Origin of the sequence: Sphingomonas cremea (genome assembly GCF_021502585.1) — a bacterium.
GTDB classification, from domain to species: domain Bacteria; phylum Pseudomonadota; class Alphaproteobacteria; order Sphingomonadales; family Sphingomonadaceae; genus Sphingomicrobium; species Sphingomicrobium cremea.
Genome location: NZ_JAKFGM010000001.1, coordinates 310,476 through 331,783, shown reverse-complemented (window position 1 = coordinate 331,783; position 21,308 = coordinate 310,476). Strand labels below are relative to the sequence as shown.

Here is a 21,308-nt window from a genome sequence, read left to right as displayed (position 1 = left end):
GGCATCCAACAGGGTAATCAGGAGACTTACATGCGCCCCAGTGGCCGCGCCCCCGACCAGATGCGCGCTTTGCAATTCGAGCCCGGCTTCACTCGACACGCCGAAGGGAGTTGCCTGGTCAGTTTCGGCGACACCCGGGTACTTGTCACCGCATCGGTCGAAGAGAAAGTACCGCCATTCCTTCGCGGCAAGGGCCAGGGTTGGGTCACCGCCGAATATGGCATGCTACCCCGCGCCACCCATACTCGCGGCAATCGCGAGGCGGCCAAGGGCAAACAATCGGGACGGACGCAGGAAATCCAGCGGCTGATCGGCCGTTCGCTTCGCGCGGTTGTCGATCTGCGCAAGCTCGGCGAGCGACAAATCGTTGTCGATTGCGATGTCATCCAGGCTGACGGCGGAACGCGAACTGCCGCAATCTCGGGCGCATGGGTCGCGCTGCGAATCGCTGTCGACAAGTTGCTTGCCGGCGGGCAGCTGTCCGAGGATCCCATCCGCACCCAGGTCGCGGCTGTCAGCTGTGGCTTCCACGACGGACAGGCGGTACTCGACCTCGATTATGACGAAGACAGCCAGGCAGGTTCGGACGGCAATTTCGTGCTGACCGGCGACAGTGCGATCGTTGAGGCTCAACTGACCGCCGAAGGCGAGACGTTCGACGAGGAAGGGCTGCTGCGCCTATTGCGCCTTGCCCGGATGGGCTGCACCGAGATTTTCCGGGAACAATTAAAGGCGGTGGGCAAATGAAGGCGATCGGATCCAAGCTCGTCATCGCGACCCACAATGCCGGCAAGCTCAAGGAAATCCAGGAGCTGCTGGCGCCTCATGGAATAGAATGCGTTGGTGCGGCCGAGTTGGGCCTGCCTGAACCGGACGAAATTGGAAACACGTTCATTGACAATGCCGAATTGAAGGCGCGCGAAGCGGCCGATCTAAGCGGACTACCGGCGTTGGCCGACGACAGCGGCCTGTCAGTCGACGCGCTGCACGGGCTACCCGGAATATTTTCCGCCCGCTGGGCCGAGGATGATGAAGGCAATCGCGACTTTAACCGGGCGATGGAGCGCGTCTGGCGTGAAGTCGAGGCGGCTGGTGACGAAGCTGGTCACGACGCCCATTTCGTTTGTGCTTTGGCGGTCGCCTGGCCGGACAACGGACAAGCTGAAAGCTTCGAAGGCCGCGTCTATGGGACGCTCGCCTGGCCGCCGCGCGGAAACAAGGGTTTCGGCTATGACCCGATGTTCGTGCCTGTCGGACAGGAGCGGACGTTCGGCGAATATGACCCTGAAGAAAAACATGCCGTCAGCCACCGGGCCGAGGCGTTCAAGCGATTAGTCGCGGCGCTCGGCTAACTGGTAGCCGTCCTTGTTGCCCGTCGGCGCGTAGCGGCAGACGAAATAATCGGTGGTGGCGCTGGATGCGAGCGCGCAGCCGACTTCGGTGGTCGTCGGCCAGACGATCTGAGTATAATGTGCAACTTTTGACCAATCGCCAGTTCGGCTGACGTTCGGAAAAACGCCGGGCCGAAAATGCTTGGCCTCGTCGACCATTACGCCGACCATCATGTCATACGAAAACACGCCTCTCTGACCCCGCCAAAGATTCTCACCGGCTTTCTTGCGGCGGCCCGGGGTCTGGTCGTGGCCGTAAATTCCGGTTTGCGCCATATGTTGGGCATGAAGCATTGCCTCGGAGGCCAGTTGCTCGCTCCAGGTTAGTGCCGGGACGCCAAACCGGCCGCGCGCCTGGTTATGGGCGCTCAGCACAGATTTGCGCAGCAGCGGCTCTCCCCGGTCGGCCGGCGCAGGCCAGTTGGGGCTCGGCAGCGTGGCCGCAGCCACTGGAGATGCCAGCAGCAGGACAAAGAAGAGCGCGCGCTTCATGGCGGGATTTTGACCCGCACCTGGTTAACAAGCTGCTGATTTGCCTTGGTTAAGGCTAGCGCAGCACTGTTCCGACCACATTGCCCGCAGGCAGGTAACGGCACACCAGATAGTCGTTGGCGCGATTGGATGCGGTGGCGCAGCCGACGCGCCGGGAAGCCGGCCAGATGATCTGGGTGTAATGGGCGACCTGAGACCAATCACCCGTCCGGCTGACGGCGGGAAAGCGTCCAGGCCGATAATAGCGCCGCTCGTCGACCAATAGTCCGATCATGTCGGAATAGCTGTAAGCGTCGCGTGTTCCCATGAACAGATTCTCGCCCTGCGGCGGGCGTCGGCCGCGTTGCGGATCATGTTCGAAGCGGCCAGTACGGGCGAGTTGCTGCGCATATACAGCCGCATCTCGAGCCAATCCGTCATCCCAGAACAGCGGCGCCACACCATATTGTCGCCTGGCTTCATTGTGCGCGGCGACCATCGTCGAGCGGAGGAGTTGGCTGCCTCGTGCAGCTGGTCGCTTGTCAGTCCAAGGAACGGTCGCGGTTTGCGGATTTGCAGTTGCCGCGACTGGCAACAGTAGGACAAGACCCGTAAGAAGTGCGCGCACCATGTCGACATTAGCTATCCGACCCGAGGTGAACGCTGCTCGAACGGGCGAAGCGATCGCGCTCTACGTTCACTGGCCGTTCTGTGTCAGCAAATGCCCCTATTGCGACTTCAACAGCCATGTTCGCGCGTCAGTCGACCAGGAAGAATGGCGCGACGCATTGCTGGCGGATCTCGCTCATGAAGCGGCGCTTCTGCCGGGCCGTCGGCTAACTTCCATCTTCTTCGGCGGCGGCACGCCATCGCTGATGGAACCCGCAACGGCCGAGGCGATCATTGCAGCGGCGCGCGATCATTGGCTGGTGGCTGACGATGTCGAGATCACACTCGAAGCCAATCCAAACAACGCCGAGGCGGCGCGCTTCGCTGACTTGGCGAGCGCCGGCGTCAACCGCATCAGTCTTGGTCTGCAGAGCTTCGACGACGCGTCGCTTGCATTCCTGGGTCGCGCCCATTCAGCGGATGAGGGAATGCGGGCGCTGGAAGCCGCTCAATTGGCGGTGGATCGTGTCAGCTTCGATCTGATCTATGCCTTGCCGGACGAAACCGAAGAATCGTGGCAGGTGGCATTAGCCAAAGCGCTCGGCCTCGGCACCGAACATGTCTCGCTCTACCAACTGACAATCGAGCCCGGCACTCGTTTCGCCACCATGGTTGCCAAGCACGATTTTGAGCCACTCGGCCCTGAGGCGTCCGCGGCACTGTTCGAGATGACGCAGGATCGCACTACAATGGCCGGCCTGCCCGCCTATGAAATATCCAATCACGCCCGTCCGGGCGCGGAAAGCCGCCACAACCTCGCCTACTGGCGCTACCACGAATATGCCGGTGTCGGCCCGGGCGCGCATGGGCGACGCCTCGGCATGCGCACCGTTCGCCACAGGAAACCTGAAAATTTCCTCTCGGCGGTAGCCCGGAACGGCCATGGCCTGATTGAAGAAGAACGGCTCACGGGAGACGAAGCCGCGAATGAGGCGCTGGTAATGGGCCTGCGGCTTGCCGAAGGAATCGAGCCCGCCGCACTGGCCGAGCGGTTGGGAGTCGAACGGCTCGTCAACGAGGATAGGGTCGGCCGGATGATCGGCCTCGGCTTCCTCGATCGTGATGAGACCATACTTAGGACAACCGCGTCCGGTCGCCTGCTCCTCGATTCCATCCTGGCCGAAATTGCCGCCTAAAAAGCGGTCGCTGCCGGGGAAATGACGATGGCTCCCGCTGGCGTCACCTGCCGAACTTCAAGCAGCCGCTCTGCGATCCCGTCACGAGAAAAGCGGAAATTGCCATCCACCCCGGCAAAGCCGTCCTTGTCGATCAGGCTCTTTGCAGGAAACAGCCTGCCGATCGGCCAATTGCGCGCACTCCTGACCGCCAGCAAGACAGAGTCATAACCAAGGCTAGCAAGGCGGTAAGGGGTTTTCCCGTATCGGGCACGATAACGTGTTACGAGCTTGTCGAACTGAGCGTCGGGCGCCGCCGCGAACCAGCCCCCGCGAAGTGATGCATTCGCTCCAATCGTACGGTCTGTAGCCCATAATTCCGTCCCAAGCCGGTAGGGACCAGCCTTCACCGCCGGAGCGCCGAGTGCGGCCATGCGGCTCGAATCCCCAAGCAACACGGCGTCAAAGTCGCCCTTGGCATTCAACCGCCGTGCGGCGGCTACGATGGAAGCCTTGCTACGGTCATAGGATTCGATCGCCGCTACTCGTCCGCCAGATTTGCGTACGGCGCCCAACAGCGCTTGTGCTGCCCGCTGGCCATACAGGCCAGTGGGAACCAGCGCGGCAAAGCTGCTAGTGCCCCTTGTGCGTGAATAGCTGACGATGCGGCTGATCGATTGGTCGGGGGTGAACCCCAATATGTAGACGCCATTTCCCGCAACGCCTTCATCGTTGGAAAAGGCGATCACCGGGACGTTGGCGGCCCTCGCGATGGGAGCGGCAGCACGAACATCCTCAGCCAAAAGCGGGCCCAGGATCAGCCGGCCACCTTCAGCAATTGCGCGCTGTGTCGCCGCGGCCGCTCCACCGGGACCGGCACTGTTGTAAACGGTGATGCGCAGCGACTTTTCGCCCGTGTCGAGCAGCGCGAGGTTGGCAGCATTGGCTATCGACGTCCCAACCGGACCATCGGGACCCGTAAGCGGAACGATCACCGCAACCTTGTTGACCACCGCTCCAGGGATGGGCGGCGGCTCGACCGGGCCCGTCTCGATTGGCTCGCGAGGTCCGGTTTGGCAGCCGGCCAGCAACAGCGTCGCGCCTGCAATCCCAAGCAGAAATGTGCGGCGCGCTTGCCGAGGAATGATGTTCAATGCCATGCCGCCCTTCCAAATGGACCAGTCGCTTCCCCCCGGACTCTATATCGTAGCAACGCCAATCGGCAATCTAGGTGACATAACGTCGCGTGCAGCCGAGACGTTGTGCCAAGTCGATTATATTCTGGCCGAGGACAAGCGAGTCAGCGCAAAGCTGCTTGCCCATGTGGGGGCAAAAGCGCCGATGACCGCCTATCACGACCATAGCGACGACAAATTACGCGAACGCATCCTGGGCGACCTTGGATCGAAGGCCGTGGCACTTATCAGTGATGCCGGAACGCCGCTGATTTCCGATCCCGGGTACAAGCTGGTCCGTGCGGCGCGACAAGCCGGGCATGCGGTGCACACGCTTCCCGGGCCATGTGCCGCCATCGCGGCGCTGACCCTTGCCGGTCTTCCGACCGACCGTTTTCTCTTCCTCGGTTTCCTTCCCGCCAAGGCCAAGGCGCGTGCCGACGTTATCGCCGAAATAGCATCGGTAAGGGCAACATTGGTCTTGTTCGAGAGCGGGCCGCGCCTCGGCGATACGTTGGGCGTGCTGGCCGCGACGTTGGGCGATCGCGAGGTTGCAGTCGTCCGCGAACTCACCAAGCTTCACGAAGAATGCGTGAATGGTACCTTGGCCGAGCTTGCCGTTCGATATGCCGATGTGACCCCGAAGGGCGAAATCGTGATTGTCGTTGCGCCGCCTCTGAAGTCGGAAGGGGCGTCGAGCGCCGAGATCGACGCTGCGCTCGACGAGGCGCTGACCCGTTTATCGCCTTCCCGCGCGGCAGCGGAGGTCGCCGAGCTGCTCGGACTGCCCCGCAAGCAGGTCTACGCCCTCGCCCTGGAGAAGGCCGGCTGAGGCCATTGGCCGCGGCGTTCCTGATTTTGCTCGCCGCTTGTGATGATGGGGACCATTACGCGTTGGAAGGCGAGTGGGACTGGGTGGATGAGCGCTCCAAATATCCGCAATCATGCAGATCTGCGGTTACCCTCAGATACTATTCGAATGGAAAATATTATTTGCTTGGCGAGGTCGAAACTTGGCGCCTGGAAGGGAACGTTTTAACAGCAGTGGCAACTGATTTCGTTCAGTTCGACGATAATTCCGAGCACGGTCAAGTCGGCGATACAATCGTGTCCACTCTGCGATGGATCGATGGAAATGCATTCGTGGCGCGCCATGCCGACGGCAAGGAAATCGAATACCGCCGCTGCCCCGAATGGAATTGAAGCGCCGGCTCGCTGAGGCACACGGGCGCAGGGCGGAGACGATTGCCGCCTGGTGGCTTCGGTTGCACGGCTGGCGGATTCTCGCTCGTAGAGCCCGCGTGCCTGGCGGCGAGGTGGACCTCGTCGCCCGCCGCGGCCGGGTGCTTGCCTTCATCGAAGTCAAACAGCGCCGCACTGCGGAGGCGGCCGCATGGTCGCTCGACGAATATCGCCTGCGCCGTGTCGCGGTCGCCGCCCAGAGCCTCACACCGCGCTTTGCTCGCGAGGGTAACGACGTCCGGATCGACGCACTATTCATCGTCCCTTGGCGCCTTCCCCGCCATCTTCCCAACGTCTGGCACGAGTGACAAGCGCCGTGCCATCGCTTAGGCGGCGGTCATGAGCCTGACCGTTGCCGTGCAAATGGACCCGCTGGAGAAGATCGGCATAGCCGGCGACTCCACCTTCGCGCTGATGCTGAAAGCGCAGGAGCGCGGCCACCGCCTGTTCCACTATCTGGCCGAGGATCTCGGTTACGAAGACGGGCAAGTCCGGGCCAAGGCGCGGCGGGTGTCGGTGCAACGGGTCGAAGGCGATCATTTCGCAGCCGGCGAACCGCAAAATCTCGACCTGGCAACCGAAATCGATGTCGTCCTGATGCGCCAGGATCCGCCGTTCGACATTGGCTATATTACTGCCACTTACCTGCTCGAGCGGATTGCGGAAGAAACGCTGGTCGTGAACGACCCTCGCGCGGTCCGCGACGCGCCCGAAAAATTGTTTGTGCTGGATTTCGCGCACTTCATGCCACCGACTTTGATCACGCGATCGCTGGCGGAGCTGAAGGCGTTTCACGCCAAACATGGCGAGGTCGTCTTGAAGCCGCTCCACGGCAACGCCGGCGCGGCGGTTTTCCGCATTGGCCGCGATGGCGCCAACCTTGCAGCCTTGGCCGAGTTGTTCGGTCATGTATGGCGCGAGCCCTATATTGCCCAAGCCTTTCTTCCTGCCGTGACCGAAGGCGACAAGCGCATCGTGCTTGTCGATGGCAAAATAGCGGGCGCAATCAACCGCAAGCCGGGCGCTGGCGAAATCCGTTCCAACCTCGCGGCCGGCGGTACCGCTCTCGCAACCGAACTCACCGAGCGTGAACTGGAGATTTGCGAGGCGATCGGGCCCGAGCTTAAAAGCCGGGGATTGCTGTTCGTCGGCATCGATGTGATCGGCGGCATGCTCACCGAGATCAACGTCACCTCGCCGACCGGGATCGTGGCAATCGATCGGTTCAACGGCACCGACACCCCGGCGCTCATCTGGGATGCGATCGAAACGAAGGTCGCCGCCAAATGAGTGACTGGATTGTGCGCCTGATCGAACAGTCAGGCTATCTTGGTGTCGGATTCCTGATGTTCCTGGAGACGGTTTTCCCGCCCATTCCGTCCGAAGTGATCATGTCGGTCGCCGGCGTTGCCGCCGGCCAGGGCAAGCTCGACTATGGGCTGGTGGTCGCATCCGGCACCGCTGGTGCGATGCTTGGCAACACTTTCTGGTATCTCGCCGCGAGGGCACTTGGAATCCAGCGCCTGGAGCCATTCATTCGCCGCTGGGGCCGCTGGATCACGATGAGCTGGGCCGAGGTGAAGCGCGCGGAGGTGTGGTTCGAGCTTCACGGCACATTCTTTGTCTTCCTCGGCCGATTGCTGCCGACGGTCCGGAGCCTGGTTTCGATACCGGCAGGCTTGCTCAAAATGAGCTTCCGCCGGTTCCTACTCGCATCAACATTGGGAACCGCAATCTGGACCGCCGTCCTCGCCGGAGCAGGCTATAAGCTTGGAGAGAATTTCACCGACATCGACAAGATTTTGGGCCCGGCGGCCAATGCGATCCTGGTCGTCCTGATCGCGGGGTATATTTATCGCGTTTGGACCCATCGTCACATGCCAGTGGGCGAAGATGCGCCCAAAGTGGACATGACTAGTCTCTGATTTCAACAAGATCTGCAGTTAGCGGATTGATCCGAAACGGTTATTTAGCTCCGTGTTAACCGGCTGCAGGCGACGGACGCCTGGTCGATCGCCGCGGTGCGCTTTCCCCACGCGGCGCATCACCGGCGATCGGATGTTTGAAGCGATCTGGTCATCGCATGCTTCATTCACCCGCCTCCGCCCTCTAGGTGGAGGCGGACATGGATCAGGCGCGGGGGTGGGCGTGGCGATAAACGTCGAGCAAGCGCGCCGCATCGACCTCCGTATAAATCTGCGTCGAAGACAGGCTGGCGTGACCAAGCAGTTCCTGCAGAGAGCGGAGGTCGGCGCCGCGCGCCAGAAGATGCGTTGCGAAGCTATGACGCAGGGCATGGGGCGTCAGGCTGTCCGGCAGGCCCAGCCGCGTCCTCGCGCCCCGCACCGCCCTTCGAACCAGGTCCGGATTTAGCGGCCCGCCCTTCGCGCCGACGAATAGTCGCCCTTCTCCGGCCAGCGGATAGGGACAAAGTGCGACATAGGCATTGATCGCTTCCCTGACGGCCGGAACCAGCGGCACGATCCGCGTCTTGCCCCGCTTGCCGGTGACCCGCATCGCCTGGCCCATGGGCAGTACGCGGGCAGTAAGTCCCATCGCTTCGGCGACCCGCAGGCCCGATCCGTAAAGCAGCAACAATATCGCGAGATCGCGGGCCCCGATCCAATCATTGGGCGCCGCGGCCCCGGCCTCTTCAGCCAACGCAATTGCGTCGGACGGGCTTGCCGGTCGTGGCAGTGTGCGCGGTCGCTTGGTAGCTCGCGTGCGAGGCAGTTGCGCGGGATTGCCCTCCTCCTCCGCGGCGAAAGTCAGGAACGCCCTCACTGCCGACATTTCCCGCGCAGCGGACGACGCGCCGAGCCCGGCACCACGCCGATCGGCAAGGAACGCCCGCAAATCGGTTGCGTGAAGGTTGAGCAAGGTGAATCGGCCAATCTCCTCGCCAAGATGGCGGCCGAGGAAGTCGATCAGTCGATGGGCGGTCGCGACATAGGCACGAACCGTGTGAGGAGAACGACGACGGCCGTGGGCAAGGTGACCCGACCAACGCGCCGCCAAAGCCCGCGCAGGATGTTCTCCATCCTCTAACTGTCGATCAGACACCGGCGGATCATAGCGGCAAGGCTCGATCCAAGGAATCCCAACAATTGTGCACCGTGACGGTTATCGAGACCGGCTGCGTCCTTCTGGCCAAGTAACAGCAGGCCGTAGGGCACGGGTGCCTCTGTGGAGAGCAAGATCAGTGCTTCCGACCGGATCTGGCCAACGGCCTGCCCGAACAATGGATGGCCGCAAGGGACGGTGCGCATCGTTACGGGGTCGAGTTGCTCAATCGTCCGATCCACGATTCGCTTGTCGACCGTGCCGACATGCATTGCATCCACCCTGAATCCCCGGTCGTCCGCAACAAGCGCCAGGGCAACGTGGTCCACTCCCAGCAAGCGCGGCCAGACCCTTGTCACAACGTCAAACAGCCCGTCGATAGTATCAGCCTCGATCGCCGCCAGAACCGCTGCATGGATTGCAGCGGTTGCGCCCGAATGGCCGCGTGCGAAGGCAATCAGATCCTCATTGGCGCTTTCCACCGCGCCGAGGCGATCACGCAGCCTGGCGACCGCTCGCTCTTCGAAAGAAATGACCGTGGCCATGCCGCGAAGATTACCGCGGCAGGGGTTAACAATCCTCCCAACACAGGCGGAAATCAGCCGCGAACGTCGCTTGCGGCCGTCCCCCCGACGCCCACGCTCAGATCTTCTGGCCGGTCGCTTCCCAGTCCTTGAGGAAGGCGGCGATGCCATTGTCGGTTAAAGGGTGCTTGAACATCTGCTTGATGACCGCCGCCGGCGCGGTCATCACATCGGCGCCCAGCTTCGCCGCATCATGGATGTGGATCGGGTTGCGCACGCTGGCGACCAGAATCTGGGTGGCAAAGTCATAATTGTCGTAGATCATCCGAATGTCGGCGATCAGCTCGATTCCCGGATGGCCGATATCGTCGAGCCGTCCAACAAACGGCGAAATGAAGGTCGCGCCGGCCTTAGCCGCCAGCAATGCCTGGTTGGCCGAAAAACACAGCGTCACATTGACCATGGTCCCGTCGCCGGTCAGCTTCTTGCAGGTCTTGAGGCCGTCGATCGTCAGCGGAACCTTGATCGCGATATTGTCAGCCAGTTTCCTGAGCGTTTCCGCCTCGCGCATCATCCCGTCATGATCGAGCGCGACCACCTCGGCCGAAACGGGGCCAGGGCAGATTGAAGCGATTTCCTTCACCACCTCGATGAAGTCGCGGCCCGATTTCTTGACCAAAGAAGGGTTTGTGGTGACGCCGTCGAGGAGCCCGGTGTCATTCAGCTCCTTGATTTCGGCGGTGTCGGCTGTGTCGACGAAGAATTTCATGGGTGCTGGTCCCTACGGCTTGGGGGAAATTTGCTTACCTCTAGCGGCTGCGCTCAAACAGGTCACCCGATTCGCATTAAAAAGGAAAGTCCGATGGGCGCCCATGTGCTGGTCGAACGAAAAGCCGAAGGCGTATTGTCGCTGATACTGGCGCGGCCGGAGCGCCGAAACGCGATCACGGTGGCCATGTATGCGGCGCTTGCCGATGCCATCGAAAGTGCGGAGGGCGACAGATCTATCCGCCTCATCACGATCGAGGGCCAGGGCGACGACTTCACCGCCGGCAATGATCTGGGCGATTTCCTGCAGGCGATGCCCGATCCGGAATCGGACCAGGACATACCGGTTTGGCGGCTACTCCGTGCCTTGGCGAAGAATCAGGTGCCGATCGTCGCCGCCGTACACGGCAACGCGGTTGGTATCGGCACGACGATGCTGTTCCACTGCGATTTCGTGTTGGCCGAAGACGGCTGCCGCTTTGTAATGCCGTTTGTGGACCTGGGGCTTGTGCCCGAGGCCGCAAGCTCGTTGATCATGCCCAGGCTGGCGGGCCGTCGCCGGGCTGCACGCTATATATTGCTCGGAGAGCCGTTTGGACCGTCCGAGGCGCAGGAAATGGGGCTGGCCAGCCATGTGGTCCCGCAAGGACAGTTGAAGCCGGCGCTGGCCGGGCTGGTAGCCGCCCTGATGGCTAAGCCGCCAGAGGCGCTGCGCCAAACCCAGGCACTCCTACGTCGCGAAGCAACGTCCGAAATCCTGGAGCGAATGGAATTGGAGAACGGTCATTTCGCCGAGCGGCTTCAGTCGGATGAAGTCAAACAGGCGATCGCCGCCTTTTTCGCGGCGCGGGCGAAGGCACCCGCCGCCTGATCAGCTGGCGATCCACACCCGCTTGGAACGAGTGACACTGATTGTCGGACCCGGCAGGAACAGAAGGTCGGTCGGCTGCGTGTAGGTGACCTTAAGGTCCAGATAAGTCGCTCCATCGGACGTTCCCGTCGTCGGCGTAGGGATTGCGAACGTTCCTGGGCCGATGCCGAACACTGCGTCCGTGATCTTCTGCTGGATTACCGTGTCGGAGGGCTTGGGATACAAGGTCGCCGTCCGCGCTCCTTCGCCCAGGCCATGCTGGATTCCCGACATGGCGCGGAAGACCAGCCCAAGCTGGACTAGCATCCACATCATCATGATTAGCGCCGGCAGCGCGAACGCCGTCTCGATAACCGCCGCCCCGCGATCGTTGCGGCGAAGCCTGGCAAGTAATCGCATCATTCGGTCCTCATCCCTGCAGTTGCCTGGAGGTGATATTTCCCATTGTTCGAGATCCCGGCGAAATGGATCGGGAACATCGGCTCATAGTCGTCCCAAATGGTCACTTGGATCCAGCGCGACTCGTCTTCGCCGACAGAGCAATCGTCCGCATTGGTGAGCACGCCGTTGCACTCCAAGCGGTGCGTCACCGTGACGTTGTCAGTCGTCATCGGGCTGGTTTTGCAGGTGCCGTCGTCGTTGGTGCCGTTATACTGGCACACTGCCTCGCTCGCGATCGTTTGCTCGACCGTGAGAACGCCGGTTGTCTGCATGATCTTTTCGATCGACCGCTGGGCGGCCTGCTCCAGCATCAATTTGCGGCCAAAGGCATTGGACATGTCGACCACCCCGATGGTCAGCAGCGCAAGCATCGGCGCGATGAATGCGAATTCGATGACCGCAGTACCGCGCTCGTCGCGGCGCAGAGATTGGAAGCGCCTAATCATGCGACCAGCCTCACCTTGAGCGGCGCGTTGATCGCCTGAATGCCGCTTCCCGGGCAATTCTTCGTGAAATTGTTGAGGCCCGAGTTGCCCGACCAATAGATTCGCTTGGCGACGAACTGGGTGCAGGTCGCGGTTCCCGTTCCGTTACCGTTGTAGGTGATCTGCTGGCTCGGGAAATAAATGACCCCTGTGATCTTGTTGGTCGAATCGCCGTTGATCTTGTTCGGGCTGTTAGAGCTGATCTGGCCCGTGGGCGCATTGTCTACTGCGCGGCGATCCTGGTAGATCGACATGCCCGCCCATTTGCCAGTGGTAGGTGCGGTCGCATTGATATGGCCCGTGGAATTCATGTCGATCGTGCCGATCGTCGCGTTCGCTGAGCTGCTCTTGTTGGTAAGGATCAGCGTCGCATTGGTCAGGTTCAACTTGCCCTGGATGTTCACGCTGCCGCCGTCGATGATGTAGGTGCCATCTTTTAACGTCGCAGTCCGGTTCGACTGGATGCTGAGCGACCCGTAGCAGGCGCCGCCGGTAGCAGTGTAGCCGTCGTTGCCGTTGTTGACGGTGAGACCCGGCGGATTGGCTGAACACTTATCGAAGTCACCGTCTGCGGCCGATGGATCTAGGCTCGCATAGGGATCTGCCAGCTGCGGCGAATAAGGCTGATAGCTGTCGACCGTCCAGTTGTTCGACTGCTGGATGCCGCCCGAAGCCGCAATGGTCGTCGCGGTGACGCTGGCACTGCCCTGGCCGGCAGCCGCATTGGTTGCGGTCGAGTTGGTCATCATTCCGCAGTCCATGGTGATGGATGCGTTGCCGGTGGCCTGAATCCCCGTCTTGCTGTTCTTCTGCAAGCTCAGCACGCAAAAGTCGCCGGATGTCGAAACACCTGCAGCTTGTGCGGTGGCGGTGATAACTGGCGCCTCGGTCAGGAACATCGAGCTAAATGACAGCGCTTTCTGGACGCCCAGCTGCACCCTGACCTGGTTTCGATTATTGCCGCTATTGGCCGGAAAGCTGATGGCCGGATAACCTGGCTGCAGCGCCATGCCGGTATGCTGGTTGAGAGAAAGGTCGTGATTGACTGCAACCACGGTATTGGTCGAGGCGCCGTCGTGCGCAAAGCGGTCGTAAACGCCGGCAATAGCAGCAGAGTCCGCAGCGCGCTGCAGCTCGCGTTTCCACAAGGCCCACTGGATCGTGTCCGTCGCAAGGCCGGCCGAGCCGACTAGCAAGGGCAGTGCCGCAGCGGCGAGGATCACCATATTTCCCCGGTCGTTGTTCCACAGCTTTTTGAATGCTTTGAGCATCTTCTTCTTCCCCGTCGGATTGACGCCTTTGGGCCGCTTTACGCTCATCAAGGTAAGCGAAGCGTTCCGACGCGTGGTTGACGAAACACTAACTACGTTTGCGGCTGAGAGCTTGAAGCGTCGCGTCTTACCCCTATAATACAGTCAATGCCTCTTGCGCCGGCCGGGCGGGCCGTCCACCCTCCAGCGCTACAGGGAAAGAAGGACGATTAGACATGGCCAGCGACCCGTCGACCGAGACCGCGACCGCCACCAAGATCAAGCTGGAGCCCCCCGAGGCGCTGCAGCCGATCGCTGTTCAGGAGGCTTCCGGCCTGGTTCCGCTGAAAAGCGAGGAGACCAGTGAGCTCGACCAGAAGGTCGCCAAATTCGTCGACGAGTTGGCCGCTTTGGACTCGAACAGCCCCGAGTTCGGCAAGAAGGTCGACGCGCTGACCGCGATGGGCCGCAAGGAGATCGCCGAGGCAGCCGGTGCGTCCAACCGCTTCCTCGATCGACCGGTGAAGGCGATCGACAGCGACACCGGCATCGGCGCCGACCTGACGGAGCTTCGCCGAACGGTCGAGGATCTGGACCCGAAGGAAAACAGCAAATCGCTTACGACGCGCAAGTTCCTGGGGATCATTCCCTTCGGCCGGCGGATCAACAATTATTTCGACAAATATCGCAGCTCGCAGACTCACATCTCGGCCATCCTGTCTCGCCTCGCCAACGGCAAGGACGAGCTGCTGATGGACAACGCCGCGATCGATACGGAGCGTGCCGGCCTCTGGAAGACGATGCATCGGCTCGAACAGATGATCCACATCAGCAAGAGCCTCGACAAGCAGCTCGAAGACAAGGCCAACGATCTCGACGCGACCGAGCCGGCCAAAGCCAAGGCGATCCGCGAGACGGCCTTATTCTATACGCGGCAGCGCACCACCGACCTGCTGACCCAGATGGCGGTCACGGTGCAGGGATATCTGGCGCTCGACCTCGTCAAGAAGAACAATGTCGAACTGGTGAAAGGCGTGGACCGTGCCTCAACGACCACCGTCTCGGCGCTCCGGACGGCGGTGACGGTCGCGCAGGCGATGTCGAACCAGAAACTGGTGCTCGAGCAGATCGGCGCGCTCAACACCACGACCGCTTCGATGATCGACACGACCGGCGAATTGCTTCGCACGCAGACAGGCGCGATCCATGAACAGGCCGCTTCGTCGACCATTCCGCTGGAGACGCTGCAGCGCGCCTTCCAGAACATCTATGACACGATGGACCAGATCGACCAGTTCAAGCTGACTGCATTGGCGAACATGAAACAAACGGTCGACACGCTCGGTAACGAGGTGGAGAAATCGAAGGGCTATATCGCCCGGGCCGAGGGCGTGGCCCAGGCCAAGCTTGAAAGTTCCGCCTCGCCGTTCACTCCGATCGAGCAGAAATGACCTCCGAGAAGACGGAACTCGCAATTGCTCGCGCTGACCGCGTCATGCGGTCGCTTAATGAACGTGATGGTGCCGTCCGGGATGCCGCGCGGCGCGAGCGGCAACGGCTGAATGCCGGGCTTGGGCGAACCCTGGCGCGGGTAGGAATCGCAGTTGGTACAATCAGCCTAGCAACGATCGTCATCGGGCTAATCATTCCGATCGGCATGTTCGGATTCCTGGCAGCCGTGGGTCTCGCGATTGGCGTCGCCGCTCTGTTGCTGGTGTCCGGGGGCAAGGATATTGCCGCTCCCAACGTCACATCCGACCTCCATAATGGCGAGATGGTGCAGCGTTTCGATTCCTACCTGTTTCGCACCCGCCGAGCCCTACCCGCCCCAGCTCAAGCCGAAATCGACCTTCTGTCGGCCCAGTTGCCACCACTCCGCCAGACTCTCGAACGAATTGCCGACCTTGATCCCAATGCCCAGGATGCGCGGCGCCTGATGTCGGTGCATTTGCCCAACCTGATCGACCGCTATCTCCATGTACCATCCGCGTATCGGGAGCAGCGCGATGGGGAAGGCGTCAGCGTGGACGAGCGGCTGGTAGAGGCGCTCGTCGCCGGCCGACAGGCACTGACGGAAATTTCGGAAAAGCTTGCCCGAGCAGACATGGCCGCGTTCGAAACGCAGGGCCGCTTCATCCAGTCGCGCTATCAGGAAAAGACGCTCGACTAGCCGACGATCCCCGCTTCTCGCAGGTGCCTCAGCTCCGCGGCGTCGACCCATTCGCTCAGCAAATCACGATGTTCACCAAGGGCTGGCGGTGGCAGAGGAGCATCGCTGCGCTCTCCGTCGAGGCGGATGGGGCTTCCGACCATCGGCACTTCGCCAAGTGCGCCACCACCAACCGAAAGCTGTGCGCCGCGATGGACCGCCTGGGGATCGGCAAGCGCCTGGCTGATCGTGTTGATTGGGCCCGCCGGAATTCCCGCTTCCTCAAGTTGTTCCAGCCATTCTGCTGCTGGTTTTGAGGCAATGATCTCGGCGATCATCGGGACAAGTGTTTCGCGCGCCGCGACCCGGGCGGCGTTGGTCGCATAGGCTGGATCCGACGCCCATTCGGCATGACCGACGATCGCAGCAAGCTTGGCAAACTGGCGATCATTGCCGACGGCGATGATGATCGGCTGGTCCGCGGCCTGGAACGGCTGGTAAGGGACGATGTTGGGATGGCCGGCACCCAGGCGCCGCGGGTCCTTGCCGCTTACGAGCGCGTTCGATGCCTGATTGGCAAGCATCGCCAACTGCGTATCGAACAGCGCCAGGTCGACCGTGGCGCCTTCGCCGGTCTGCTCCCTACGATAGAGCGCGGCCAGGATTGCACTTGCGGTGTACATGCCGGTGAACAAGTCGGCCACCGCAACCCCGACCTTCATGGGTCCGCCGCCCGGCTCCCCATCGGGTACACCGGTCAGGCTCATCAGCCCACCCATTCCCTGGATGATATAGTCGTACCCGGCGCGTGAAGCGTAGGGGCCGTCCTGCCCGAAGCCAGTGATCGAGGCGTAAATCAGTCGCGGATGGGCGGCCCGCAGACTTTCGGCATCCAAACCAAACTTCTTGAGGCCGCCAACCTTGAAGTTTTCGACCAGAACATCGGCGTCGGCTGCCATCCGGCGCACCAGTGCCGCACCCTCCTCGGTTGCGAAATCGATGGCAACCGACCGCTTGCCCCGATTGGCAGCGAAGAAATAGGCGGCGACCTTTTCGTCGCCATGCTCATGCCAAGGCGGCCCCCAATGACGAGTGTCGTCGCCTGCACCTGGCTTTTCGACCTTGATCACGTCGGCGCCGAGGTCTGCCAGCAACTGTGTCGCCCACGGCCCAGCCAAAACTCGGCTCAGGTCGAGGACCCTTACCCCCGCAAGCGGTCGGTTCACGCCGACCGCCGCTTGAGGAACCGCGGCCTTACGTCGGCTAGGATCGCCTGGGCGGCATTATGCCCCGGGGCGCCGGTGACCCCGCCGCCCGGATGCGCGCCCGATCCGCACAGGTATAGGCCCGGAAGCGGCATGCGGTAATCCGCAGCGCCGATCATCGGCCGAGCGCTGAACAGTTGATCAAGGCCCATCTTGCCGTGGAAGATATCGCCACCGATCAGGCCGAAGCGCCGCTCCAGGTCGAGCGGCGAGTGAATCTGCCGGGCAATAACGGACTTGGCGAAACCCGGGGCGTGGGAGTCAACCGTGGCGATGATCGTATCGGCGGCCTTCTCTCGCTCATCATCCCACGAGCGACCGCCGGACAGTTTGTAGCGGAAATGCTGGCAGAAAAGGCTCGCGACATGCTTGCCCTTGGGGGCGAGGCCTGGGTCAAGCGTCGACGGGATGAGCATCTCGATCACCGGCTGCGACGACCAGCCATTAAGCGCCGCTTCGGCATGGGCACGGTGCATATAGTCCATGCTTGGCGCCATGATGATGCCGGCGGTCAGGTGATCGCCTCGCCCCGGCTTGACGGTGAAGTTGGGCAGCTTGTCGAGCGCCACATTCATTCGGAATGTCGCGCTTTCGCAGCCCCAATGATTGAAATGCTCTTCGACCGGGCGGCTGACCGCCCCCTTGGGAACCAGCCGGTCGAACAATAGCTTGGGATTGACCCCGGCAACGATCGTCGGAGCGCGCCAGCTCTTGCCGCCCGACACCAGCCCTGAAGCGCGGCCTTTTTCGACGATGATCTCGCTGACCGGGGCGTTGAGGACGATATCGACCCCCGCCTCCCGACAGGCCTTCGCCATTGCCTGCGTGATCGCGCCCATTCCGCCGATGGCATGGCCCCATGCGCCCGGCACGCCCGCAGCCTCGCCGAACAGATGATGGAGCAGAACATAGGCCGTCCCCGGGGTGTAGGGAGACGCGAAATTGCCAACGATGCCGTCAAACGCGAACAGCGACTTGGTCAGATCCCCCTCGAAGAACCGGTCGAGGATGTCTCCCGCGCTCTTGGTCGCAAATTCGTGGACGGTGCGAATTTCATCGGTCGAAAGGCCGATAAGGTCGCGACCGAGGCTTGCGAGTTGGGGCAGGCCACGGATTCCAGCGCCGGCGCCCGGCGGCGTCTTAAGGATCCATTTGCGGATCAACGGGACGACCGTCTCCAGTTCTTCATTGTAGCGGTCATAGGCTGCGCCGTCGGCCGCCACATGCCGAGCGATTTCGGAGCGGGTCAGGCCGCCCCGGCCCGAAAGAAGATAGCTGCCATTGGGTCCGGGCAGGAAGTTGTCGGTCTTCCGCAGAACTACCTGCAGCCCATGCCGCTCCAGATCCATGTCCTTGATGACCTTGGGCTGCAGCAGGGATACCGTGTAGCTCGCCGCGCTGTTCTTGAATCCCGGGTGGAATTCGTCGGTTACGGCTGCTCCGCCAACTTTGTCGGCGGATTCGAGGATTGCGACCTTAAGGCCTTTCCTGGCGAGATAATGGGCGCAAGTCAGGCCGTTATGCCCCGCCCCGATGATCAAAATGTCATGCATCAGCGCATCAATACCAATTCTTCTGACATAGTTGGGTGAAGGGCGACGGTCGCATCGAAGTCGGCCTTCTTGAGGCCTGCCTTCACCGCCACGGCCGCCGCCTGGAGGATTTCGGGCGCGTCGGGCCCGATCATGTGAATTCCGACTACCTGGTCGGTCGCGCCGTCAACCACCAGTTTGTAGAGCGATCGTTCGTTGCGACCGGCAAGGACGTTCTTCATCGCGCGAAAATCGCTTGTGAAGGTCCGAACCTGCCCCAATCTATTGCGGGCCTGGCCCTCGGTCAGCCCGACGCTTGCGATCGGCGGATGGGAGAAAACCGCATGCGGCACGCAATCATAATCCACCGTCCAGGGTTCATCGCCAAACTCCCGATCGGCGAAGGAGTGGCCTTCACGGATCGCAACCGGGGTTAGTTGGATGCGGTCGGTGACATCGCCGACTGCGAAAATTGAAGGAATGTTGGTGCGGCTATTCTCGTCGACCTTGATCTGCCCTTTGTCGCCAAGCGCCACACCAACCTGTTCAAGGCCTAATCCTTCGACATTGGGAACTCGACCGGTGGCGAACAATAGTTGGTCGGCCTCCATGTCGTCGCAACCGTCCATCGAAAGGTGAAGCATTCCGTTGTCGCGTTTCTCTACCTTGGTGAAACTGGAATTGAAGCGAAACTCGATGCCTTTGGTCATGGAAATCTGAAGCAACCGATCGCGCAACTGCTCGTCATAGCCGCGCAGGATTACATCGCTTCGGTTTACCAGCGTTACGTGGCAGCCGAACTGATGGAAAATACCGGCGAATTCATTGGCGATATACCCGCCGCCAGCGATCACGATTCGCTTGGGAAGCTCTTCTAGGTGAAACACCTCGTTCGAACTGATCGCATGTTCGATACCCTCCATGTCAGGCATGAAGGGCCGAGCACCGGTGGCGATCAGTATCTTGCCCGCACTTATCGTTCGGCCACTGGCAAGCTTGACCTCATTAGGGCCCGTCAGTGTCGCTCGCTCGTGGAAAATCTCCACTTCATGGTTGCTTAAAGTCTGCGTGTAGAGGCCTTCAAGGCGTCCGACTTCCGCCAGCACATTGTCGCGCAGCACCGGCCAGTTGAACGCACATTTGGGCACGTCCCAGCCGTACATGGCCGCATCGTTCAAATCCTCGGCGAAATGGGCGCCGTAAACCAGCAGCTTTTTGGGCACGCATCCGCGGATGACGCAGGTCCCGCCGACCTTATGTTCCTCTGCCACTGCAACTTTGGCGCCATGGGCAGCCGCGATCCGCGCGGCGCGCACACCGCCCGATCCCGCACCAATCACGAATAAATCATAGTCGCTCAAAGCCCCGCCCTTTCGATGAGGTTGCGCGTCGACGGATCGAGCTTCTCTCGCCCTTTCGGGTCGTCGAGCGCGCGGGCCATTTCTTTCCCCAACTCGACTCCGAACTGGTCGAATGGGTTGATCCCCAGCAATACCGCATTGGCGAAGGTTCGATGCTCGTAAAAAGCAATCAATGCACCTAGCGACCGCGGGTCCAGGCGCTGAAGCAGGACCGTCGTCGAAGCCCTGTCACCTGGATAGGCGCGTGCCAAATCCTGCTGCTCGCGCCCCGCCATCAACGCCGCGCCCTGCGCGAAGCAATTGGCCAGCAGAAGCTGGTGATGGCGTGGATCGAGACTGTCCTCGTTTTCGATCACCGCGACGAATTCGACGGGAATCGCAGTGGTGCCTTGGTGGAGCAACTGGAAAACCGCATGCTGCGCATCCGTCCCGACCCCACCCCAGGTAACCGGAGCCGATGGCCGGCGGAGCGGCTTTCCCTCACCCGTCACTGACTTGCCATTTGATTCCATCTCCAGCTGCTGGAGATAATCGGGCAAAAGTCGCAGCCGCTCATCATAGGCGAATACGCCGCGGCTCTGGGAGCGGCGGTTTTGCGTATAGAATAGGTCGGCGAAGGCGGCGAGCAGCGCGACATTGGCCGCGCCATCGGTCAGCTTCACGTGGCGGTCCATTTCCGCAGCACCCTCGAGCAACTCCTCGAACGCGCCCCAGCCGAGAGCCAGCGCGATCGACAGACCGACTGAAGACCACAGCGAATAGCGTCCGCCGACGCCTTCGCCGAACGGAAGCACCCTCGTTTCGTCGATACCGTAAGCGACCGCTTTGTCCGGCGCGGCCGTGACCGCGATGACCTGCCCATGGGGATCGGCCACGCCCGCCTCACGCAGCCACTCCAGCGCTGCGTCGAGATTTGAGAGAGTCTCAGTAGTGGTGAATGTCTTGCTCACCGCGACAACCAGCGTCGAGGCGGGATCAAGCCCCCAGGTTGCCTCGTCGAAAGCCTCGCCGTCGATATTGGCGAGCACCCGAACCTCGAACCGGTCGGCGTCACGGCCAAGCGCATCGATCACCAGGTCGGGTCCCAGTGCGGAACCGCCAATCCCGATGTGCAGGATCGAATCGATCTCGCCAAACGCCCCGCCCTCAATCGCATCGACCAGGCTCCGCATCCGCGCATGGCGCTCGGCGGCAAGACGATTGTCCTCCGGCTTGCCCTGTCCTCGCTCGGCAACATGAGTAGCAGGGCGATTCTCGCTAAAGTTTACAATGTCTCCCGCGAACAGGCAGTCGCGGGCGCCATGATAGTCGGCCATGTAGGCCAGCCCCGCGAATGAGCCGAGCAGATCATCGTCCAAATGAGTCTTCGACCAGTCGAAATGAATCGCGGCGACGTCCCGGCTGAACCGGTTCACCCGCCCCCCGTCACCTTCGAACAACTCCGTCAGCCGCTTGGGCCGATAGGTTTCGATCGCCTTCCAGGCGGCCTTGCAGTCCAGAATCGCCATTGCGGAACCTCATAGTCGGGCAGCCGCC

At 61.6% G+C, this 21,308-nt stretch carries 24 protein-coding genes; 11 read left to right on the top strand and 13 right to left on the bottom strand.

What is annotated here, in order from left to right:
* Positions 1-30: 30 nt before the first annotated feature.
* Together rph and rdgB are read left to right on the top strand one after the other, a co-directional pair.
* Complete coding sequence (gene rph, locus LVY65_RS01715; protein WP_235066283.1) at positions 31-747, top strand: ribonuclease PH; 717 nt, start codon at positions 31-33, stop codon at positions 745-747.
* Positions 744-1,352, top strand: a complete 609-nt coding sequence (rdgB, locus tag LVY65_RS01710) for an RdgB/HAM1 family non-canonical purine NTP pyrophosphatase (RefSeq protein WP_235066282.1) — start codon at positions 744-746, stop codon at positions 1,350-1,352. Before rph ends, rdgB begins: the two co-directional genes overlap by 4 nt.
* On the opposite strand, the gene LVY65_RS01705 is transcribed toward rdgB, so the two are convergent.
* Both LVY65_RS01705 and LVY65_RS01700 read right to left on the bottom strand, forming a co-directional pair.
* The gene (locus LVY65_RS01705; RefSeq protein ID WP_235066281.1) at positions 1,332-1,883 is read right to left on the bottom strand and encodes a CAP domain-containing protein; all 552 of its coding nucleotides are present in this window, start codon (positions 1,881-1,883) and stop codon (positions 1,332-1,334) included. The genes rdgB and LVY65_RS01705 overlap by 21 nt on opposite strands.
* A gap of 55 nt (positions 1,884-1,938) precedes the next feature.
* Positions 1,939-2,493, bottom strand: coding sequence for a CAP domain-containing protein (locus LVY65_RS01700; RefSeq protein ID WP_235066280.1), 555 nt, complete (start codon positions 2,491-2,493; stop codon positions 1,939-1,941).
* On the opposite strand from LVY65_RS01700, the gene hemW reads away from it, so the two are divergent.
* The gene (gene hemW / locus LVY65_RS01695; RefSeq protein ID WP_235066279.1) at positions 2,492-3,667 is read left to right on the top strand and encodes a radical SAM family heme chaperone HemW; all 1,176 of its coding nucleotides are present in this window, start codon (positions 2,492-2,494) and stop codon (positions 3,665-3,667) included. The genes LVY65_RS01700 and hemW overlap by 2 nt on opposite strands.
* Here hemW and LVY65_RS01690 read toward each other — a convergent pair.
* Positions 3,664-4,806: a penicillin-binding protein activator gene (locus LVY65_RS01690; RefSeq protein ID WP_235066278.1), complete on the bottom strand. Its 1,143-nt coding sequence runs from the start codon at positions 4,804-4,806 to the stop codon at positions 3,664-3,666. The two genes, hemW and LVY65_RS01690, sit on opposite strands and share 4 nt — an antisense overlap.
* 13 nt (positions 4,807-4,819) lie before the next feature.
* On the opposite strand from LVY65_RS01690, the gene rsmI reads away from it, so the two are divergent.
* The 5 genes from rsmI to LVY65_RS01665 are packed head-to-tail and all read left to right on the top strand — an operon-like array spanning position 4,820 to position 7,988.
* Positions 4,820-5,653 carry a 16S rRNA (cytidine(1402)-2'-O)-methyltransferase gene (rsmI, locus tag LVY65_RS01685; protein WP_235066277.1) on the top strand — a complete coding sequence of 278 codons (834 nt, stop codon included), beginning with the start codon at positions 4,820-4,822 and terminating at the stop codon, positions 5,651-5,653.
* Positions 5,654-5,658: 5 nt separating this feature from the next.
* Positions 5,659-6,024, top strand: coding sequence for a hypothetical protein (locus tag LVY65_RS01680; protein WP_235066276.1), 366 nt, complete (start codon positions 5,659-5,661; stop codon positions 6,022-6,024).
* Positions 6,021-6,371: a YraN family protein gene (locus LVY65_RS01675; protein ID WP_235067145.1), complete on the top strand. Its 351-nt coding sequence runs from the start codon at positions 6,021-6,023 to the stop codon at positions 6,369-6,371. The genes LVY65_RS01680 and LVY65_RS01675 overlap by 4 nt, the downstream gene beginning before the upstream one ends.
* 31 nt (positions 6,372-6,402) lie before the next feature.
* The gene (gene gshB, locus LVY65_RS01670; RefSeq protein WP_235066275.1) at positions 6,403-7,353 is read left to right on the top strand and encodes a glutathione synthase; all 951 of its coding nucleotides are present in this window, start codon (positions 6,403-6,405) and stop codon (positions 7,351-7,353) included.
* On the top strand, positions 7,350-7,988 hold the full coding sequence (locus LVY65_RS01665; RefSeq protein WP_235066274.1) for a DedA family protein: 639 nt from the start codon (positions 7,350-7,352) through the stop codon (positions 7,986-7,988). Before gshB ends, LVY65_RS01665 begins: the two co-directional genes overlap by 4 nt.
* 205 nt (positions 7,989-8,193) lie before the next feature.
* Here the strand turns inward: LVY65_RS01665 and LVY65_RS01660 are convergent, their stop codons facing one another.
* From LVY65_RS01660 to fsa, 3 genes are all read right to left on the bottom strand, one after another.
* Positions 8,194-9,126, bottom strand: coding sequence for a tyrosine recombinase XerC (locus tag LVY65_RS01660; RefSeq protein WP_235066273.1), 933 nt, complete (start codon positions 9,124-9,126; stop codon positions 8,194-8,196).
* Entirely contained in the window at positions 9,108-9,671 is a 564-nt protein-coding gene (locus LVY65_RS01655; protein WP_235066272.1) for a DUF484 family protein, read from the bottom strand. The genes LVY65_RS01660 and LVY65_RS01655 overlap by 19 nt, the downstream gene beginning before the upstream one ends.
* A 97-nt stretch (positions 9,672-9,768) precedes the next feature.
* Positions 9,769-10,419, bottom strand: a complete 651-nt coding sequence (gene fsa, locus LVY65_RS01650) for a fructose-6-phosphate aldolase (protein WP_235066271.1) — start codon at positions 10,417-10,419, stop codon at positions 9,769-9,771.
* Between the two features lie 93 nt (positions 10,420-10,512).
* On the opposite strand from fsa, the gene LVY65_RS01645 reads away from it, so the two are divergent.
* A complete protein-coding gene (locus tag LVY65_RS01645; RefSeq protein WP_235066270.1) occupies positions 10,513-11,289 on the top strand; it encodes an enoyl-CoA hydratase-related protein in 777 nt (258 codons plus the stop codon).
* On the opposite strand, the gene LVY65_RS01640 is transcribed toward LVY65_RS01645, so the two are convergent.
* Genes LVY65_RS01640 through LVY65_RS01630 form a run of 3 tightly spaced genes read right to left on the bottom strand, consistent with a single transcriptional unit; the run spans position 11,290 to position 13,534 of the window.
* A complete protein-coding gene (locus tag LVY65_RS01640; protein WP_235066269.1) occupies positions 11,290-11,691 on the bottom strand; it encodes a TadE/TadG family type IV pilus assembly protein in 402 nt (133 codons plus the stop codon). It lies immediately after the preceding gene.
* Positions 11,688-12,176, bottom strand: a complete 489-nt coding sequence (locus tag LVY65_RS01635) for a TadE/TadG family type IV pilus assembly protein (RefSeq protein ID WP_235066268.1) — start codon at positions 12,174-12,176, stop codon at positions 11,688-11,690. Before LVY65_RS01635 ends, LVY65_RS01640 begins: the two co-directional genes overlap by 4 nt.
* Positions 12,173-13,534 (bottom strand): Tad domain-containing protein, encoded by a 1,362-nt coding sequence (locus tag LVY65_RS01630; RefSeq protein ID WP_235066267.1) that lies wholly within the window; start codon positions 13,532-13,534, stop codon positions 12,173-12,175. The genes LVY65_RS01635 and LVY65_RS01630 overlap by 4 nt, the downstream gene beginning before the upstream one ends.
* Before the next feature lie 167 nt (positions 13,535-13,701).
* On the opposite strand from LVY65_RS01630, the gene LVY65_RS01625 reads away from it, so the two are divergent.
* Positions 13,702-14,916 carry a toxic anion resistance protein gene (locus LVY65_RS01625; RefSeq protein ID WP_235066266.1) on the top strand — a complete coding sequence of 405 codons (1,215 nt, stop codon included), beginning with the start codon at positions 13,702-13,704 and terminating at the stop codon, positions 14,914-14,916.
* Positions 14,913-15,635, top strand: coding sequence for a hypothetical protein (locus tag LVY65_RS01620; protein WP_235066265.1), 723 nt, complete (start codon positions 14,913-14,915; stop codon positions 15,633-15,635). The genes LVY65_RS01625 and LVY65_RS01620 overlap by 4 nt, the downstream gene beginning before the upstream one ends.
* Here LVY65_RS01620 and LVY65_RS01615 read toward each other — a convergent pair.
* The 4 genes from LVY65_RS01615 to pgi are packed head-to-tail and all read right to left on the bottom strand — an operon-like array spanning position 15,632 to position 21,280.
* Positions 15,632-16,840 (bottom strand): CaiB/BaiF CoA transferase family protein, encoded by a 1,209-nt coding sequence (locus tag LVY65_RS01615; protein WP_235066264.1) that lies wholly within the window; start codon positions 16,838-16,840, stop codon positions 15,632-15,634. The two genes, LVY65_RS01620 and LVY65_RS01615, sit on opposite strands and share 4 nt — an antisense overlap.
* A complete protein-coding gene (locus LVY65_RS01610) occupies positions 16,837-18,432 on the bottom strand; it encodes a phytoene desaturase family protein (protein WP_235066263.1) in 1,596 nt (531 codons plus the stop codon). The genes LVY65_RS01615 and LVY65_RS01610 overlap by 4 nt, the downstream gene beginning before the upstream one ends.
* Positions 18,432-19,772 carry a glutathione-disulfide reductase gene (gorA, locus tag LVY65_RS01605; protein WP_235066262.1) on the bottom strand — a complete coding sequence of 447 codons (1,341 nt, stop codon included), beginning with the start codon at positions 19,770-19,772 and terminating at the stop codon, positions 18,432-18,434. Before gorA ends, LVY65_RS01610 begins: the two co-directional genes overlap by 1 nt.
* The gene (pgi, locus tag LVY65_RS01600) at positions 19,769-21,280 is read right to left on the bottom strand and encodes a glucose-6-phosphate isomerase (RefSeq protein WP_235066261.1); all 1,512 of its coding nucleotides are present in this window, start codon (positions 21,278-21,280) and stop codon (positions 19,769-19,771) included. The genes gorA and pgi overlap by 4 nt, the downstream gene beginning before the upstream one ends.
* Positions 21,281-21,308 lie beyond the last annotated feature (28 nt).

Coding starts and splice junctions, on each gene's coding strand:
- rph (WP_235066283.1), top strand. CDS start 31: ATGCGCCCCAGTGGCCGCGCCCCCGACCAGATGCGCGCTTTGCAATTC.
- rdgB (WP_235066282.1), top strand. CDS start 744: ATGAAGGCGATCGGATCCAAGCTCGTCATCGCGACCCACAATGCCGGC.
- LVY65_RS01705 (WP_235066281.1), bottom strand. CDS start 1,883: ATGAAGCGCGCGCTCTTCTTTGTCCTGCTGCTGGCATCTCCAGTGGCT.
- hemW (WP_235066279.1), top strand. CDS start 2,492: ATGTCGACATTAGCTATCCGACCCGAGGTGAACGCTGCTCGAACGGGC.
- LVY65_RS01700 (WP_235066280.1), bottom strand. CDS start 2,493: ATGGTGCGCGCACTTCTTACGGGTCTTGTCCTACTGTTGCCAGTCGCG.
- LVY65_RS01690 (WP_235066278.1), bottom strand. CDS start 4,806: ATGGCATTGAACATCATTCCTCGGCAAGCGCGCCGCACATTTCTGCTT.
- rsmI (WP_235066277.1), top strand. CDS start 4,820: ATGGACCAGTCGCTTCCCCCCGGACTCTATATCGTAGCAACGCCAATC.
- gshB (WP_235066275.1), top strand. CDS start 6,403: ATGAGCCTGACCGTTGCCGTGCAAATGGACCCGCTGGAGAAGATCGGC.
- LVY65_RS01665 (WP_235066274.1), top strand. CDS start 7,350: ATGAGTGACTGGATTGTGCGCCTGATCGAACAGTCAGGCTATCTTGGT.
- LVY65_RS01655 (WP_235066272.1), bottom strand. CDS start 9,671: ATGGCCACGGTCATTTCTTTCGAAGAGCGAGCGGTCGCCAGGCTGCGT.
- fsa (WP_235066271.1), bottom strand. CDS start 10,419: ATGAAATTCTTCGTCGACACAGCCGACACCGCCGAAATCAAGGAGCTG.
- LVY65_RS01645 (WP_235066270.1), top strand. CDS start 10,513: ATGGGCGCCCATGTGCTGGTCGAACGAAAAGCCGAAGGCGTATTGTCG.
- LVY65_RS01640 (WP_235066269.1), bottom strand. CDS start 11,691: ATGATGCGATTACTTGCCAGGCTTCGCCGCAACGATCGCGGGGCGGCG.
- LVY65_RS01635 (WP_235066268.1), bottom strand. CDS start 12,176: ATGATTAGGCGCTTCCAATCTCTGCGCCGCGACGAGCGCGGTACTGCG.
- LVY65_RS01630 (WP_235066267.1), bottom strand. CDS start 13,534: ATGAGCGTAAAGCGGCCCAAAGGCGTCAATCCGACGGGGAAGAAGAAG.
- LVY65_RS01625 (WP_235066266.1), top strand. CDS start 13,702: ATGGCCAGCGACCCGTCGACCGAGACCGCGACCGCCACCAAGATCAAG.
- LVY65_RS01620 (WP_235066265.1), top strand. CDS start 14,913: ATGACCTCCGAGAAGACGGAACTCGCAATTGCTCGCGCTGACCGCGTC.
- LVY65_RS01610 (WP_235066263.1), bottom strand. CDS start 18,432: ATGCATGACATTTTGATCATCGGGGCGGGGCATAACGGCCTGACTTGC.
- pgi (WP_235066261.1), bottom strand. CDS start 21,280: ATGGCGATTCTGGACTGCAAGGCCGCCTGGAAGGCGATCGAAACCTAT.